11 protein-coding genes and 1 pseudogene are annotated in these 15,952 nt (G+C 71.3%); 4 read left to right on the top strand and 8 right to left on the bottom strand.

The window, feature by feature from the left end; all coding sequences use genetic code 11:
• Positions 1 to 56: 56 nt before the first annotated feature.
• From WJ438_RS16130 to WJ438_RS16095, 8 genes are all read right to left on the bottom strand, one after another.
• The gene (locus WJ438_RS16130; protein WP_406725880.1) at positions 57 to 983 is read right to left on the bottom strand and encodes a class I SAM-dependent methyltransferase; all 927 of its coding nucleotides are present in this window, start codon (positions 981 to 983) and stop codon (positions 57 to 59) included.
• A gap of 263 nt (positions 984 to 1,246) precedes the next feature.
• A complete protein-coding gene (locus WJ438_RS16125) occupies positions 1,247 to 2,332 on the bottom strand; it encodes an acyltransferase (protein WP_406725879.1) in 1,086 nt (361 codons plus the stop codon).
• Positions 2,333 to 2,522: 190 nt separating this feature from the next.
• Positions 2,523 to 3,878 (bottom strand): polysialyltransferase family glycosyltransferase, encoded by a 1,356-nt coding sequence (locus tag WJ438_RS16120; RefSeq protein WP_406725878.1) that lies wholly within the window; start codon positions 3,876 to 3,878, stop codon positions 2,523 to 2,525.
• A 3-nt stretch (positions 3,879 to 3,881) separates the two neighbouring features.
• Positions 3,882 to 4,847, bottom strand: coding sequence for a glycosyltransferase family 2 protein (locus WJ438_RS16115; protein ID WP_406725877.1), 966 nt, complete (start codon positions 4,845 to 4,847; stop codon positions 3,882 to 3,884).
• Between the two features lie 122 nt (positions 4,848 to 4,969).
• Positions 4,970 to 7,195 (bottom strand): polysaccharide pyruvyl transferase family protein, encoded by a 2,226-nt coding sequence (locus WJ438_RS16110; RefSeq protein WP_406725876.1) that lies wholly within the window; start codon positions 7,193 to 7,195, stop codon positions 4,970 to 4,972.
• Positions 7,192 to 7,905, bottom strand: a complete 714-nt coding sequence (locus WJ438_RS16105) for a hypothetical protein (RefSeq protein WP_406725875.1) — start codon at positions 7,903 to 7,905, stop codon at positions 7,192 to 7,194. Before WJ438_RS16105 ends, WJ438_RS16110 begins: the two co-directional genes overlap by 4 nt.
• A 672-nt stretch (positions 7,906 to 8,577) precedes the next feature.
• A complete protein-coding gene (locus WJ438_RS16100; protein WP_406725874.1) occupies positions 8,578 to 9,912 on the bottom strand; it encodes a polysialyltransferase family glycosyltransferase in 1,335 nt (444 codons plus the stop codon).
• A complete protein-coding gene (locus tag WJ438_RS16095; protein ID WP_406725873.1) occupies positions 9,909 to 10,889 on the bottom strand; it encodes a glycosyltransferase family 2 protein in 981 nt (326 codons plus the stop codon). Before WJ438_RS16095 ends, WJ438_RS16100 begins: the two co-directional genes overlap by 4 nt.
• 198 nt (positions 10,890 to 11,087) lie before the next feature.
• Between WJ438_RS16095 and WJ438_RS16090 the strand changes: the two genes are divergently transcribed.
• From WJ438_RS16090 to WJ438_RS16075, 4 genes and pseudogenes are all read left to right on the top strand, one after another.
• Positions 11,088 to 12,428, top strand: coding sequence for a DUF6716 putative glycosyltransferase (locus WJ438_RS16090; protein ID WP_406725872.1), 1,341 nt, complete (start codon positions 11,088 to 11,090; stop codon positions 12,426 to 12,428).
• Positions 12,429 to 12,582: 154 nt separating this feature from the next.
• On the top strand, positions 12,583 to 13,788 hold the full coding sequence (locus WJ438_RS16085) for a cytidylyltransferase domain-containing protein (protein ID WP_406725871.1): 1,206 nt from the start codon (positions 12,583 to 12,585) through the stop codon (positions 13,786 to 13,788).
• A gap of 21 nt (positions 13,789 to 13,809) precedes the next feature.
• A pseudogene (locus WJ438_RS16080) lies at positions 13,810 to 14,747 on the top strand (N-acetylneuraminate synthase family protein).
• A 47-nt stretch (positions 14,748 to 14,794) separates the two neighbouring features.
• The gene (locus WJ438_RS16075) at positions 14,795 to 15,859 is read left to right on the top strand and encodes a hypothetical protein (RefSeq protein ID WP_406725870.1); all 1,065 of its coding nucleotides are present in this window, start codon (positions 14,795 to 14,797) and stop codon (positions 15,857 to 15,859) included.
• Positions 15,860 to 15,952: the final 93 nt, after the last annotated feature.

The raw sequence follows: 15,952 nt of genomic DNA, 5'->3' as shown, positions 1-15,952 counted from the left end.
TGGTCCTCCGTGCTTCGTACTGTCCGCGCCGTTCGCGCCGTCGCCCCGTCCGGGTGTCAGGAAGCCCGTAGGAACGCCGAGTGAGACGCCTTGCCGAGGCAGGTGAAGCGGGTGTCGCTCGTGAGGTGCTTGTCCAGCGCCTCCTTGATGCCGGGCCACTTGGGGTCGCCGAAGTCGTCGAGGACGACGATCGCGCCCGGGGCGGCGATCTCCTCCGCCCATTCGAGGTCCCTGGCGACACCCTCGGCCGAGTGGTCGCCGTCGACGACGATCACGCCGTAGCGGCGGTCCGAGACGGCCGCGCGGGTGTCGGGGTCCTCAGAGTAGCCGCGCTGGATCCGGGCGGCCAGGCCCGCCGGACCGGCCAGGGCGAGGTTGGTGCGGACGGCGTGCTCGTCGACCGGGGTGCCGGAGGGGTCGTTGCGCCGCGGCGTGCCGGGCTGGAGCTGCACGCCGGCGAACGGGTCGACGATCGTCACGCTCGGGCTGCGGCCGTCGCGCTCCAGCATCCGGATCAGCCCGGTGGAGAACATGCCGTAGAGGGTGCCGATTTCGAGGACCTCGTCGTTCGGCGGGTCGAGCAGGGGGATGGTGCCGAGCTTGCCGCAGATGTTCATGGTGCCGCCGGCGATCCGGCCGACCCCGAGCGACTCCAGTGAGACCAGCAGCCGGAAGGCGGTGGCGACGTTGCGCTCGGCGGCGGCCCGGTCCCCGGCCAGCTCGGCCACCTCGGAGTGCAGGCGGCCCAGAGGACCGGGGCTCACCATGCGTGAAAGACCTCGACCACGCGAGTCGAGCAGCAGGTCGAGGGTGAGTCGTCCGCGTTTCATCTCCTCGACGGCATCGCGGAGTCGCTCTCTCTCCGCCGTGTCCGCGGCGGCCGCCGAGCGGATGCGCCGCTCGATGCGTCGGTCGATGAGGTCGGCCACCGGGCGCAGCAGACGTCGGGAAGCCGAGCTGGTCAGCAAAGAAAGGCTGTTCATGGAACCGAATGCCTCAATCCGTCGGGAGTCGAGTGGGAGTGATGCGGCTCGCGGGCTGGGGACAGGCTAGGGGTGGGGCCGCGGTGGGGAAGGAATACGAAGTCGATCGGCAGGCGAACAAGTGGCGAACTCCGTATGGAGCCCTCACGGGGTCCGGGTGCGCCGGATGCCGGTGGACGCGGGAACGCCGAAGGCCCCGCCCCCGCGAGCCCGGTCGTCTCGGCGGGGCGGGGCCTCTCGACGCGCATCGGCGTCCTGTCGGCTCACCCGAGCAGGCGTCGCAGGTTCAGCCTCCCCCACAGCAGGCTGGTGGCGAACGACAGGGCGATGACGGTGATCAGCAGACCCACCAGAAGCAGCCCCGCCACCGGTCCGCTCAAGTCCGGCGACACCAGCGGGGCGACGATCTCCTCGACGAAGAGCACATGCACCATGTACGCGCCGAGCGCGGCATCGGCCAGCTTCCGCAGCAGTGGCCGCCGCTTCTCGGGAACCTTGACCCTGCTGATCAGAAGCAGCACGCAGATGCTCATGAGGGCGACGAAAAGGTGCGCGTTGGGCATCACGTAATGGATCTGCGTGTTGTACCAGAGGGCTCCGACCATGGTGAGCGGCAGCAGGACGAACAGCGGCCAACGCGACCGTACGGAGCCGGCCGGGAGGGCGAACAGCAGCGCGCCGCCGACCGCGTACACCAGTGAATAGGTGCCGAAGCCCCAGGCTGACGACGGCATTTCATGGTCCGTCACCTCGGCGAGAGTGGTCAGCACGCTGGGGAGGACCGCGATGCCGAGCAGGGCCGCCCCGAGCCCCCAGGGCCGCTTACCGGCCTTGAGCAGCATCGCGAAGGCGAGCAGCGCGATGATCGGAATGTAGGCGTACATGAACCACAGGTGATAGGCGGGCTGCACGGAGCCGAAGAGGGAGTCCGTCGCCAGCTCGGTCATGGGCCGGTCGTTGCGGTTGCGCAGCCAGGTCCAGACGAGGTAGATCGCCGTCCACACGAAGAGCGGAACGATGTTGCGGACGATCCGCTGCCACATCCGCGCGCTGTCGCGCGGGGGCGCGCCGACCAGCACGGCCCAGCCGGCGATGGCGAAGTACATGGGAACGGCGAACGGGTTGATCGCCTCCGCCACGTGTCCCGCCCAGTACGACCCGGAGCCGTTCTCCGGGTCGTTGCCGGTGGAGCGGATGAACTGGGCGCCCACGTGCCCCAGCATGATGGTGGCGGAACAGATCAGCCGCATCAGGTCGATGTCGAAGCGGTGTTCGCGCGGTGCGGCGGTCTGTCCGGAAGGAGCGCTGCTCTGCTGCTGCGGCAGGCGCACTGCTATGTCGTTCGGCACCGGGCAACTCTCGGTGCTTCCGGTGTACGGGAGTTGAAGAGTGAATGGCTCCACTGTGACCGGTGAGTCTCGGTTGGCGGCCCGGGGCAGGTGAGGGGGCTGGTCTCCCACGGTGGCAAGGGGCCGCCGGCGAAACGCGGCTCCACCGATCCGCCACCGACCGGGAACGTGCCGCGGTCCCCGCAGCGCGTCATCCCTTCCGGACGCCGCGCCGTACCGTCCTGCGCACCACACGCTTCGCCCGGCTCACTTGGAGCTTGGCGCGCGATCGAGGCTTGCTGCCGGGAAGGCGGAGCTCGGCCAGCCGCGGTTCGGGGAAGTAGTAGCCGGGGCTGCCGGTCAGGTTGCGCCGCAGCCAGTCCGCCGTCGACTCCCGCAGCTGTGGGTACGTCTTGGGTTGCATGCAGAAACCCATTGCCCGGACCAGCGGTGACAACGTCTCGGGGGCCGTGCCGACGAGTGCCGGGGCCTGGTCGCGTTCCAGGTCGGGCACCAAATGGTCGATCACGGCCAGGGGCACGCGGTTGCTGTTCGGGTAGGGCTTGAGACGCCCCATCACCAGTCCGGTCCCGACCCGTGCGACGGGCACGTCGTAGTAGGCGGAGGCGGTCACCATCGCCGTCGAGAAACAGCCGGCGACGAGTGTGGGACGGCAGTGGTGGTACAGCGTCTCGGCCAGCAGCGGTGCGTCCAGCACGGTGAGCCGGACCCCGGCGTCCGCCGCCGCCTTGCTCAGCGCCGCCGAGTAGCCGGCGGGTGCCGTCGGATGCGGCTTGAAGACCACGGACCGGTGGCCGGCCCGCACGGCCCCGGTGAGCATGCGGACATGGAGGTCCTCCTCCTCCTGCGCGCTCAGGATGTTGATCGCCGCCAGGTACTGGCCGAGCAGCACGGCCGTCGGCGCCTCCTTCAGGACGGGTGCCAACCGCGGGTCCTCCGCCGCGTCCTGGGAGATCTCGTCGAGCACCTCGCGGAACGCCTCGTCCGGGACGACCTCGGGCCCGACGCCGTACTCGGACAGCAGCAAGGGCTTCAGACCGGGAATCAGGTCGAGGTGGAGCAGCCGCCGGATGCGGCGGGCGATGGTCAGCGGCAGCTTGTCCCGGGTCGGGCCGTAGCTCATGAGGCCGTCGGCGTACACGTGGACGGTGCTCTCGGAGAAGATCGCCGCCAACGCGCGGGCCGGGTTGACCTGGATCGACTCGACGGCGAGCTCGATCAGGTCACGTTCGCCGATGCCCCACTGCAGACGGAACGCCTTCTGCCACATCACCGTGTCGTTGCCCCGTGGGCCCCAGGCGCTGGGGTGATGGGGACTGATCGCGTCGTTCCAGCTGACCACCGAGTCGAACCGGCCCGCTATGCGCGCGTAGCCATGCATCTCGTCGAGGCGCAGGGCGGTCTCCGGTATGGCGGCGTTGTTGGAGACCAGCAGGATGCGCCGGGCCCCGTCACGCGGTCCGAACAGGCCCGCGTCGAGCGCCGCGGCGAGGGTGGCCGCTCCGTAGAGGGTCGAGACCTGGAAGATCTGGGTCTTGCGGGACATGGATCAGGCAGCCTTCCGCCCGTCGCGCAGGCGGCTGAGCAACCTGCTCCGAGTGCTGTCGATGGTTCCGAGGGTCTCCTCGAGCGCCTGCTGGGGCATGCGGTGCAGCGCGGCTCGCGTCTCCTGCCGCAGCCGCTGCGCCGCCGAGGGCTCGTACTCGTTCGCCTTGCCGGTGTGGAAGGCGATCATGGCGCAGTAGGTCCGTACGGCCTTGAGGAGGAAGCGCTCTGCCTCCGGGTCCTTCTGCAGCTCCCGCAGCAGCGTGTCGTACGCCGGGATGAAGTCCAGCTGACGGGAGTCCTTGATCTGGGTGAGCGAGGTCGCGACGCCCCGCCGGTAGAACACACCGTGCACACCGAGGGACGCGTACGTCCTGGCCTTCAGATGCAGCCGCCAGATCCACAACCGGTCCTCAGCCGTGCGGAGTTCGGTCGCGAAGCGCATGCCGCCGTCGTCGAAGAGGTGCCGACGGTAGATCCCCGCCCAGACGAAGGGGTAGTCGACCATGGTCTCCATGTCGGCCGGCGCTATTCCCTCGCGCGGATCCATCACGATGTTGCGCGCCGGGGCCGGGGGCCGCCGGATCACTCGCTCGGTGCCGGTGACCTGGACGTGATCGGTGCGGGCGAAGTCGCAGCCCAGCTCGTCCATGGCGCACACCAGTTCGGCAAGGTGGCCGGGCCCGTACCAGTCGTCACCGTCGAGGAACGTGAGGAACTCGCCGTCCGCCGCGTCGATACCACTGTTGCGCGCCTGGGCTATCCCCATGTTCTTCTCGTGCCGGATCACCCTGGCGCCGGGATGTTGCTCCGCCCATCGGTCGATCAGCAAGGAAGTCGAGTCCGTGGAGCAGTCGTCCACGAGCAGGAACTCGACATCGGGGCCCGCGTTGTTGTCGAGGCTTCGCAGCGTGCTCTCGGCAAACGCTCCCACATTGTGCATGGGGACGACGACGGACAATCTCGGCACGTGGGCCTCTCACGCTTGAAGGAGGGAGATGGGGAACAGCCTGTTGATTTTTTCGAAAGGGAAGATGCCGCCCGAGACGGAGAGGTGAATTCCGTACACATCAAAGGTGAATTCTTGGTGTCTCACGCTCGACCGAAGATTTCCCGGAGTTCGTCGATGTTCGACCGGGTGGTTTCCCACAGGAACTTCTGCGCGTCGTGCACGTCCGTCACGGCTGCCGCGTGGTCGTCGAGGATCGCCGCGGCACGCTCCGAGAGCCGTGCGCCGAGTTCCCGGTCGTGCACGGACAGCCCCCACTCCGCACGGCCGATGTCGGACAGGAAGTAGGCGAGCTTCGGGTGGGAGACCAGGCTGAGGATCGGGGTGCCGCAGCCGAAGGGGATCATGCCCGCGTGCCCGCGCATGCCGATCACCAGCCGCGATCGGTTGTAGAGACCGCGGATGCCGTCGTTCGACATGTCGTACAGCTGCTCCACGGGCAGGCTGAGGCCGTGCTCCCGGCGCAGGTCGTGCACGAACTTCTCGTCGGCGGGCATGTGGGCCGCGTACCGCACGTCGGTCCTCTCCCGCAGTGCCCGCAGCGCGGTGGCCATCTGGGCGAGGAAGTGGCCGTAGTCGTGGCCGAACCGCAGCCCCGCGCGGTCGTACGCGCAGTTGACCAGGACGGTGTCGGACCGCTCCGCCGGGTCGAGCAGACCCGGGACGAGGTACCGGGCCACCGTGGTCGGGCAGGGCTGGTAGCGCACCCGGTCGCGCAACTCCTCAGGCAGCAGCTCGCGGACCCGCTCGATCGAGCCGCGGTTGCGCAATCCGAAGAACGCCGACCGCTCGACGAGTACCCGCAGACTCTCGGCGAACCGGCCCCGGCGGTAGAGCTGCCCGTCGAACACGTTGTAGCCGACCGCGAACACCGCCAGGGGAGTGGTGATCCGGGCCAGGATCTCGTCCGGGATGTTCCACTGCCAGTGGCTGTTGCCGTTGGGGGAGGTGTCCGGGAGGAAGAGCCCGCCACCGCCCACGATCACCCCGCGCCGGGCGTTCAGCTGCTCCAGCGCCGCCTCGTCGACCAGGTGGTGCACCGGCTGCCGGTACCAGCGGCGCGGTCCGGTGTCGGCACCGAAGCACATGCGCACGGCCTCGGGCAGGACCTTGTCCCCGGCGTTCTCCTGACCCTCCGCGAACAACGCCACGTGCGCCAGCTGGTCCGCGGCGGCGGCGGACGGCCGCCGCGGTTCCGGGCCCTGCACGCGGGTACGGACGTACCAGCTGTGGCACCCGGCATCGGTGGGGTCGGCGTCCAGGCCGTCACGGGCGTACGCGTGCGCGTCCTCCTCCCGCCCGCACAGCCACGCCAGGCGGGCGAGCTGGGCGAAGGCGCGCGGGGCGACATCGGGTGACGCCGCCGCCAGCAGCAGGTGGGCCTCGGCCTCGTCGTAGCGCGACAGCGCCATCAGCGACAGGCCGAGCGTCTCGTGGCACCGCGGCGCGTCCAGCCGGTCCGCCACCACGGGCGCGAGGACGTCGACGGCCTCGTCGTGGCGGCCCTGCCGACGGTAGACGTCGGCCACCGTGCGGGCGAGGTCGAGGGAGGGGCGCGCCTCGAGCAGGGGCGGCGCGCAGTGCGCCAGGAGGTCGGGGTGCTTGCCACCGGGCAGGGCACAGTAGGCGGCCCGGAAGTCGTCGTCGCTCATCTCGAAGCGGCGCCGTGCCTCGGCCGCCGGACCGTACCCGGGCGCGTCGAACGGTTCGGTGAAGTGGAGGACGGCGACGTTCGGGGGCACCGGCGTGTCGTCGTACAGCCGCCGGGTGAGGAAGTCGTAGCGCGCGTCCACCGGAACCAGGACGTCCTCCAGCGCGTCCGGACCGCCCTCCCCGGTGACCTCGGCGAACCGGGCCGACACGGCGTCGTCCACGTCGGCGCGCTGGATGACCAGGAGACCGTCGGGCAGGACGGCGCGCCGCGCACCGTCCTCCGCGTCGCACAGCAACTGAGGTACGGCGCCCACACCGTGGCGCATCCGCAGCAGCTCACCGATGTCCCCGAGGACGACCATGGCCGGACTGAGGGCGATGACGGTGTCGTAGCCCTCCAGCCGGAAGAGGTCCGTGCGGCTGTCCGCCCGGCGCGTGGCGACCCGCGGGTGCAGGCGGCGCAGTGCGTCGAACGCGGCGTCGGGCAGCCCCGGGTGCAGGACCACGAAGTCCTCGCACACGCCCGGGTTGGTCAGCGCCAGGCTGCGCATCAGCGTGGGGAGACCGGACATGTGGTCGGAGTCGGCGTGGACGGCGAAGGCCATCCGGCGTCTGCCGGTGACGGTGCTCCGGTCGTCCGCGGAGGAGTGGGTCATCTCAGGGCGATCCTCATCTTGCTGTCGTCGACGCGCGTCGCACGGTCCATGACCCACTCGGCTTCCCTCGGCCGCAGCCGGCCCGGCAGGCCGAAGCCGATGAGGTCCAGGCGGGGGCTGACATCCAGGAAGTCCAGCAGCCTCAGGACGGTGAAAGCGGTGGTGGTCGCCGTTTCCCAGCCGTCCTCGCCCAGCAGCGCGGGGTCGGTCAGGGGCCGGCGCAGGGAGGCGTCACCGACGTGCTCCTGCGCCCCGGGCACGAGCCGCTGTCGCGTGGCGCGGCGCCATCCCGCGGCCGGGTCACCGAACACCAGCCGGATGCCGGCCGACTCGGTCCAGGCGGGCCCGTTCCACGGGGCGTCGCCCCGCAGCGAGACGGCGTGCAGGTCGGTGCGCTCGCCGGTGTCCTCGGCGCGGATGCGGAACGAGTCGCAGCGCACCACCAGGTCGTAGCCGTCGATCTCGGCGCCCAGCCCGTTCCCGGCCGCATCCCCGCCGTGCGAGACCAGGCACACCGTCCGCCCCGCGACCAGGCCGCGCAGACCGCTGACGCCGATCGGAGTGCTTCCGCCGAGCAGCGGATCGGGCGTTCCGGTCCGCTCGACGAGCCGTCGGTACGTGCTGTACAGCTCCAGCAGGCGCCGTACGTCGGGGTCGGCCATGCCGTGCTCGGCCACCCGCGCCCTTACGTGGGCGGCGAATTCGAGCACCGCGGTCGCGGTGGGCTGTCCGGGTAGGCCGCGCGGTGGGGAGTCCGCCCCGGGGAAGAGGGCGACGGCTGCGTCCAGGCACGCCTTCCGGCGGCGCAGGGTGTCGATTCTGCGGGCGACCTCAGGTGCTCCGTCACCGTTCTGCTGCAGCGAGAGGTGGCGCTCGTAGCACTCCAGAGCCTCGTCACCGCGACCGAGCCCGTCCAGCGCCAGGCCGCGCAGCCGCCAGGCTCCCTTGGACCGCTGCCGGATCAGCGTCGCCGTCTCGGCGACGCCCAGGGCGAGGCGCGACGCGCCGTCCCCGCCGGCCTCGAGCGCACGCTCGCCGACCTGGAGCAGGGCGTCGAAGGGGTCGGCGGACGGGGTCTCGAGGGAGACGGCGAAGGCGCCGATCGCCTGCGTCAGCCGGGCAGGAGCGGGCGTGGCGCCCCGCGTCGCGAGGTACTCGCCGCACAGGCGCGTGCACCGGGCGAACAGGCCGGCCTGGCGGCCTCCTTCTGCCGGGCCTTGAGCAATCCCGCCAGGGGGTTCGTCATACGTTCCACCGTTCTCGGATCGGAGGCCGAATGTGCCCCACTGCTACGGGCCGCGGGTGGCTTTCCGGCTGACGGGTGATGAACACTTTCCTTCGCACGGTCGGCCGGTCCCTCGCCGCCCGGCCGCGCGTCGGTCCTACCGCTTGACCGCGTGCCGGACGGCCCGTGCGCACCGCACCGCCCTGCGCGCCGTCGCGTTGTGCCGCAGGAATGCCAGGCGCCGCGGAACTCCGCCGGGCAGGCCCAGCGAGGTGAGCCGCCTCTTCTTGAAGTACCGCCAGGTACCACTGTCCAGCCGCGTCGACAGGTACCGCTCGGCCTCGGGGCGCAGGACCGGCAGGATCTTCGGCTGCATCGTGAACCCGACGGTCCGTACCAGGTCCCCGAGCGCGTCGGTGTCCATGGCCCCGCGCCGTTCGGCGACCGCCGCCGCGTCCGTCGGCGCCGGCAGCAGCGCGTCGACGAGGGTGACCGGGACGCGGTTGCTGTTCTCGTAGGGCGTCAGCCGGTCCAGCAGGGTGTCCGTGCCGACCCGGGCGACCGGCAGGTCGTACAGGGCGGACGCGGTCAGCAGGGCCGTGGAGAAGCAGCCGACGACCAGTGCGGGACGCATCCGCTGGTACAGCACCTCGGCCAGGACCGGGGTGTCCACCACCGTGAGGCCGACGCCGAGCCGCTCGGCCTCCTCCTCCAGGGTGCGGGTGAAGCGCGCCGGGGCCGTGGGGTGCGGCTTGAACACCACCCGGCTGTGACCGAGGTGCACCGCGCCCTTCAGCATCCGCACGTGCAGGTGCTCCTCCTCCTCGGCGGAGAGGATGTTCAGCGCGGACAGGTACTGGCCAAGGAGCAGCGCGGGCTCCGTCACGTCCGGCAGCTCGTCGCCGGTGTCGGCCAGTTCGGCCAGCACCTTGGTGAACGCCGGGGTCGCCACCACCTCCGGCGCCACCCCGAACTCGGTGAGCAGCAGCGGCTCGAGCCCCGGCACCAGGTCGAGGTGGAGCAGCCGCTCCACCCGGGTGCCGACCAGCGGGTCGATCTTGTTGCGGGTGGGGCCGTAGCTCATCAGGCCGTCCGCGTAGACGGTGACGGGCGCGTCGGTGAAGATCTGTGCCACCCCCAGCGCCGGGTTGACCTGGAGGGACTCCACGGCGAGCGCCACGTCGTCGTCGCCCAGGTTCCACAGCAGCCGCAGATACCGCTCCCACACGGGCACGTCGTCCAGGCGCGGCGCCCAGCCGCCGGGATGGAAGGGGAAGACGGCCTCGTTCCACGACACCACGTCGTCGAACCGGGACCGCAGCCGCTCGAACCCGGGCATCTCGTCCACGGCGGGCGCCGTCTCGGGCGTCGTCGCGTTGTTGGAGACCAGCAGGATCCGCCGGCCGGCCGGGGCGAAGCAGCCCGAGTCCAGGGCGGCGGCGAGGGTAGCCGTGCCGTACAGGGTCGACGCCATGAAGATCTGCGTGGTCACGCGGCGACCTCCGTGGCCGGCACGGCCCGGCGGCGCAGCCGGCGCAGCCGGGTGGCGCGCGCGGCGTCCATCGAGCCGAGTGCGTCGTCGAGCACGTCCTGCGGCATGCGCCGCAGCGCGGCGGTGCTCACCGCCTTCAGTTTCCGGGCCACGGGCGGCTCGAACCTTTCGATGGATCCCAGGTGGTGGGAAATGATGGCGCAGTACGTGCGCACGGCCTTCGGCAGCAGGGTCGCCGCATCCGCGTCCCGCGCGGTCTCCTCGATCACCTGGTCGAACGCGCGAATGAAGTCGAGCTGCCGCACGTCACCGATCTGGGTGAGTGACGAGGCGACTCCGCGCCGGTAGAAGACCCCCAGCAGACCGGTCACCGCGAAGGACTCCGCCTCCCGGTGCAGCTTCCAGATCCAGGGCCGGTCCTCGGCGGTGCGCAGCCCGTCGGTGAAGTGCAGCAGGCCCCGTTCGACGAGCCTGCGGTGGTAGATGCCCGCCCAGGCGTAGGCGTAGTCGACGGAGGTGGTCCGGTGGGCGGGGAGGATCGCGTCGCGCGGGTTGAGCGGCACGTTGCGCTGGCCGTGCGGGACGCGGTGCACGGCACGGGCCCGCGCGGTGCACTGCACGTGGTCGGTGCGCACGAAGTCGCAGTCCAGCTTCTCGATCACGGAGACCAGCCGGGCGTAGTGGCCGGGCGCCAGCCAGTCGTCACCGTCCAGGAAGGTCAGGTACTGGCCGCGGGCCCGGTCGACGCCGGTGTTGCGGGCGGTCGCGAGCCCGCCGTTCTGCTCGTGTCTGACCAGCACGGCGCCCGGCAGCTCGCGCTCGGCGCGCGCGAGGAGGTCGGCGGTGCCGTCGGTCGAACAGTCGTCGACGAGAATGAATTCGAAGTCGTCCCGCGCGTTGGCGCGCAGACTTCGCAGGGCATCGGGGACGTAGGGGCGCACGTTGTAGAACGGCACGATGACGGAGAGCTTGAGCACGTCAGCGACGTTAGGTGGCGGTCCGTCATGCGCCTTTACCTGAACCTTGATGCGCAGTGAACGACGCGTGTCGAAGCCGTGAAGCGAACATTCTTCCGGGCGCCGGACGGGCCGATTCGCCATTCGGCGATCTGCTGTTAACCATTTGTTGGATTTGGGTTGGGCCGCTACTAGAAATTGCTTCCTAGCGTCTTCGTCGTGCCAGTAAGTGCAACGAAGACCCTGCGAGTGGCCGTCCTCGCGGATTCCGACACCCGGTGGAAATGGGGCTCGCTCACCGCGAACCGCATCGCCCCGAAGAATTCGGACATCCGTCTGGACGGATATCTCCTGCGGGGCCGTGCGACTCCCACCGCCCGTCAGCTCGAAGAGGTCGGCGTCCAGGCGGACGCCCTCCACGAGGTGACCGCGGTCCAGTTCCTGCACGCGATGAAGGAGGAGTCGTACGACGTCCTCGTCCTCGCCCTGGTCGGCGGCGGGGTCCAGGCGATGCTGCACGGGCTCGGGCGCGTCTGGGACAGCCCCGACGGTCGGCCGAAGCGGCCGGTCGTGGTCACCGGATACGTGGGTGTCGTCTACGAGAAGCTCGCCGACGGCCTGCTGCTGCGCCACGGCGCCGACCTCGTCCTCGCCAACTCCCGCCAGGACGCGGACCGTTTCCGCGCCGTGTACGAAGGAGTGGGCGCCGACGCCGGCTCGGTGACGGAGGTCGCGCTGCCCTTCCTCGGCGGGGCCGCCTACACCGCGGAGCACGACCCCTACACGGTGGTCTTCGCCGCCCAGCCCTCCGTCCCGGAGAGCCGCAAGGACCGTACCTACCTGCTGCACCGGCTCGTCGAGCACGCACGACGGCATCCCGAGCGCGAGGTGCTGCTCAAGCTGCGCTCCAAGCCGGGCGAGCACACCACGCACATCGAGGAACTGCCGTACCAGAAGCTGGCCCAGCGACTCGACCCGCCGTCCAACTTCCGCCTGGTGTACGGGCACATGGGCGAGGTGCTGGACCGCACCGATCTGCTGGTCACGATCAGCTCCACGGCCGCCCTGGAGTCCCTGCACCGGCGTATCCCGACCGTCGTCCTCACCGACCTCGGGGTGCGCGAGGCGCTCGGCAACCACCACTTCGTCGGCTCCGGCTGCCTCGCCTCCTGGGACCAACTCGACGCCGGTTACCGGCCCGTGCCGGACGAGGAGTGGGTGTCCAGGCAGGGCGTGGCGGCTGGGGGCGCCCCCTCCGGGGGAGGTGCGTACGGCACCGCCTTCGACGCCGCCCGCGAACGCGTCGCCGAGCTGCTCGACCGCCCCGGCGGCCTGCCGCCCCTGGCCCCGTACTACACGCCCGTCACCGCGCCCGGCTACCTACCCGGACTGCTCGCCCGCCACCACCTCGGCCCGGACGGCACCCCGCTGCCCGGCGCCCCCGCCGCCGACAAGGAACCCGGACCGGTCCGGCAGATCGTGCGCCGCGCGGCGCGGGGCGCCTACCGGCACGGCGTCCAGCGGGTGGCCCCGGTGATCCGTCGGATGGGCGAGCTGTGACCGACTCCCTTCCTGCTCAAGGAGCTGATCCCATGACCGACCCGCAAGCGGGCCAAAGCGGCGCCAGTGGGGATGCCCCCTGCTCGTGGGGGTCCCCCCGCTCGAGCGAAGTCGAGAACCCGGGGGAGCGGTCGAGAGCTCGGGGGAGCGCCGGGTGCTCGCCGTGATCCCCGCACGCGGCGGCTCCAAGGGCGTGCCCGCGAAGAACCTCGCGCCGGTCGGCGGCGCGCCCCTGGTGACCCGCGCCGTCCGCGAGTGCCGGGCCGCGCGCCGCGTCACGGACGTCGTCGTCTCCACCGACGACCGGGCCATCGCCGCCGCCGCCCGGCAGGCCGGCGCCGAGATCGTGCTGCGCCCCGCCGCCATCGCGGGCGACCTCGCCACCTCCGAGGCCGCCGTCCTGCACGCCATGGACGCCCACGAGGCCCTGTACGGCGCCCCGGTGGACGTCGTCCTGCTCGTCCAGTGCACCAGCCCCTTCCTGGTCCGCGAGGACATCGACGGGGTGGCCGCCGCGGTCGCCGAGCAGGGCGCCGACACCGCGGTGACCGTGGCCCCCTTCCACGGCTTCGTCTGGCGGGACGCGACGGACGAGACGGCGGCGGACGGCGCCGCCTCGGCGACGGGCGGATACGGCGTCAACCACGACAAGTCCTTCCGCCCCCGCCGCCAGGACCGCCCCCAGGACCTGCTGGAGACCGGCGCCGCCTACGCGATGGACGCGGCCGGCTTCCGCGAGCACCGGCACCGCTTCTTCGGCCGGACCGAACTCGTGCGCACCGACCCCGCGCGGGTCCTGGAGATCGACGACCCGCACGACCTCGCCCGCGCCCGCGCCCTGGCCCCGCTCTTCGACGCGGCCGGCGCCCTCCCGACCGCCGCGGACATCGACGCGGTCGTCCTCGACTTCGACGGCACCCAGACCGACGACAGGGTGCTGATCGACGCCGACGGACAGGAGTTCGTCGCCGTGCACCGCGGCGACGGACTCGGCATCGCCGCCCTGCGCAGGTCGGGCCTGAAGATGCTGATCCTGTCCACGGAACAGAACCCGGTCGTCGCCGCCCGCGCACGCAAGCTCAAGCTCCCCGTGCTGCACGGCGTCGACCGCAAGGACCTCGCACTGAAGCAGTGGTGCGAGGAACAGGGCATCGCGCCCGAGCGCGTGCTCTACGTCGGCAACGACGTCAATGACCTCCCGTGCTTCGCCCTCGTGGGCTGGCCCGTGGCGGTCGCGAGCGCCCACGACGTCGTGCGCGGCGCCGCACGCGCGGTCACCACCGTCCCCGGTGGCGACGGCGCGATCCGGGAGATCGCCAGCTGGATCCTCGGCCCCTCTCTCGATTCCCTCCCCACGTAAGGAAGCACCGTCATGAGCACTGTGAACCCCAGCTCCCGCATCCGTCGCTTCGGTACCCGCGAAGCCGGCCCGGCCGCCCCGTGTACGTCACCGGCGAGATCGGCATCAACCACAACGGCGACATCGAGAACGCGTTCAAGCTGATCGACGCCGCCGCCGAAGCCGGCTGCGACGCCGTCAAGTTCCAGAAGCGCACGCCCGAGATCTGCACCCCGCGCGACCAGTGGGACATCGAGCGCGACACGCCCTGGGGCCGGATGACGTACATCGACTACCGCCACCGCGTGGAGTTCGGCGAGGACGAGTACCGCCAGATCGACGACTACTGCAAGAGCAAGAACATCGACTGGTTCGCCTCCCCGTGGGACACCGAGGCCGTCGCCTTCCTGGAGAAGTTCGACGTCCCGGCCCACAAGGTCGCCTCGGCCTCCCTCACCGACGACGAGCTGCTGCGCGCCCTGCGCGCCACCGGCCGTACGGTCATCCTCTCCACCGGCATGTCCACCCCGAAGCAGATCCGCCACGCGGTCGAGGTCCTGGGCAGCGACAACATCCTGCTCTGCCACGCGACGTCCACCTACCCGGCGAAGGCCGAGGAGCTGAACCTCCGCGCGATCAACACCCTCCAGCAGGAGTTCCCGAACGTCCCGATCGGCTACTCCGGCCACGAGACCGGCCTGCAGACCACCCTGGCCGCCGTCGCCCTCGGCGCCACCTTCGTCGAGCGCCACATCACCCTGGACCGCGCCATGTGGGGTTCCGACCAGGCCGCGTCCGTCGAGCCGCAGGGCCTGACCCGCCTCGTCCGCGACATCCGCACCATCGAGGCCTCCCTCGGTGACGGCGTCAAGAAGGTCTACGAGTCCGAGCTGGGCCCGATGAAGAAGCTCCGCCGGGTCCCCGGCGTCGTCGCCGAGGCGGAGATCGCCGCGGCCGCGGGCGAGCCGCTGACCGTCTGACCCTCCCCACCCACCATCCCCCTGACGACGGGAACGGTCGTACGTCGATGAGCCCCCGCGCCGGGAACGCCGGCTCCCACACTCTCGCCTTCGTCGAGAGCCCGGTACAGCTGCTGAACGTGCTGGAGTGGGCGCACGCGCATGCGCCCGGCGTGGGGCTCACCCTCGTGGTGCTGTCCCCCGTCGACCCCATGACCCGCGGCCAGTTGCGCCGCATGTCCGAACTGGCCCGCGAGGAGGGCCACGAGGTCCGCTGGGAGGAGGCACGGGGCGGAGCCGCCGCGCCCCTGCAGACGATCGGCGGCCTGGCCGGCCCGCTCCGCCGGGCCGACCGCGTCCTCCTCGGGGACCCCTTCTCGCGGTATGTGCAACTCCTGCTGACGATCACCCGGGCCCGCGACCTCGTCGTCGTCGACGACGGTACGGCGACCATGGAGTTCGTCGGCCAACTCGCCCGCGGCGAGCGCCTGGTGCGCTGGCACCGCAAGGGCGGCCGCCGCGGCCCCCGGGACCTGCTCCTCGCCCCGGTGTCCGCCGTCGCCCGGCGCAGACTCACCCCGGGCGGCCGACGCCGGGTGGAGGTCTTCTCCTCGATGCCGGTGGCGGACATCCCGACCGGAGTCACCGTCAGCGCCAACGCCTTCGCCTGGACCCGAGCCCGGTTCGGCCCGCCCCGCATCACCAGGACCGCCGACATGGTGGGCACGTCCCTGGTGGAGACCGGTGTGGTGGACGCCGACGCCTACCTGGAGGCCGTCCGCTCCCTCGCCAAGGCCCACGGCGCGACCCGCTACTTCGCCCACCGCCGCGAGAGCACCGGGAAACTCCACCGGCTGGCGGTCGAGACGGGCCTCGAGATCGTCCGCCCCGAACTCCCCCTGGAGCTGATCGCCCGCCGCGGCCCCATCGGCGGCACCGTCCTCAGCTTCCCGTCGACCGTCGTCCACACCCTCCCCCTCGCCCTGTCCGGCACGGAGGTGCGCATCGCGGTCTGCGACATCAACCCCGCCTGGCTCACTGAGAACGCCTCCCCCCGCGCCCAGGGCTTCCTGTCAGGCGTGACCGGCACAGCCCGCGACGTCCACCGCCTGTCGGCGGTGGCGACGGCGTGAACGGATGCCGGTGACGGCCCACTTGGAAGTGAGCGACGGCGTCACCGCCCGCAGAGCGCACGGCGACTCTCCGGGAGCCCGGCTGGAGGGCAA

It is taken from the genome of Streptomyces sp. GD-15H (assembly GCF_045291515.1).
In the GTDB taxonomy this organism is placed as follows: domain Bacteria; phylum Actinomycetota; class Actinomycetes; order Streptomycetales; family Streptomycetaceae; genus Streptomyces.
Note: the sequence above shows the minus strand (reverse complement) of the source record. Positions and strands in the feature narration are given on the sequence as shown.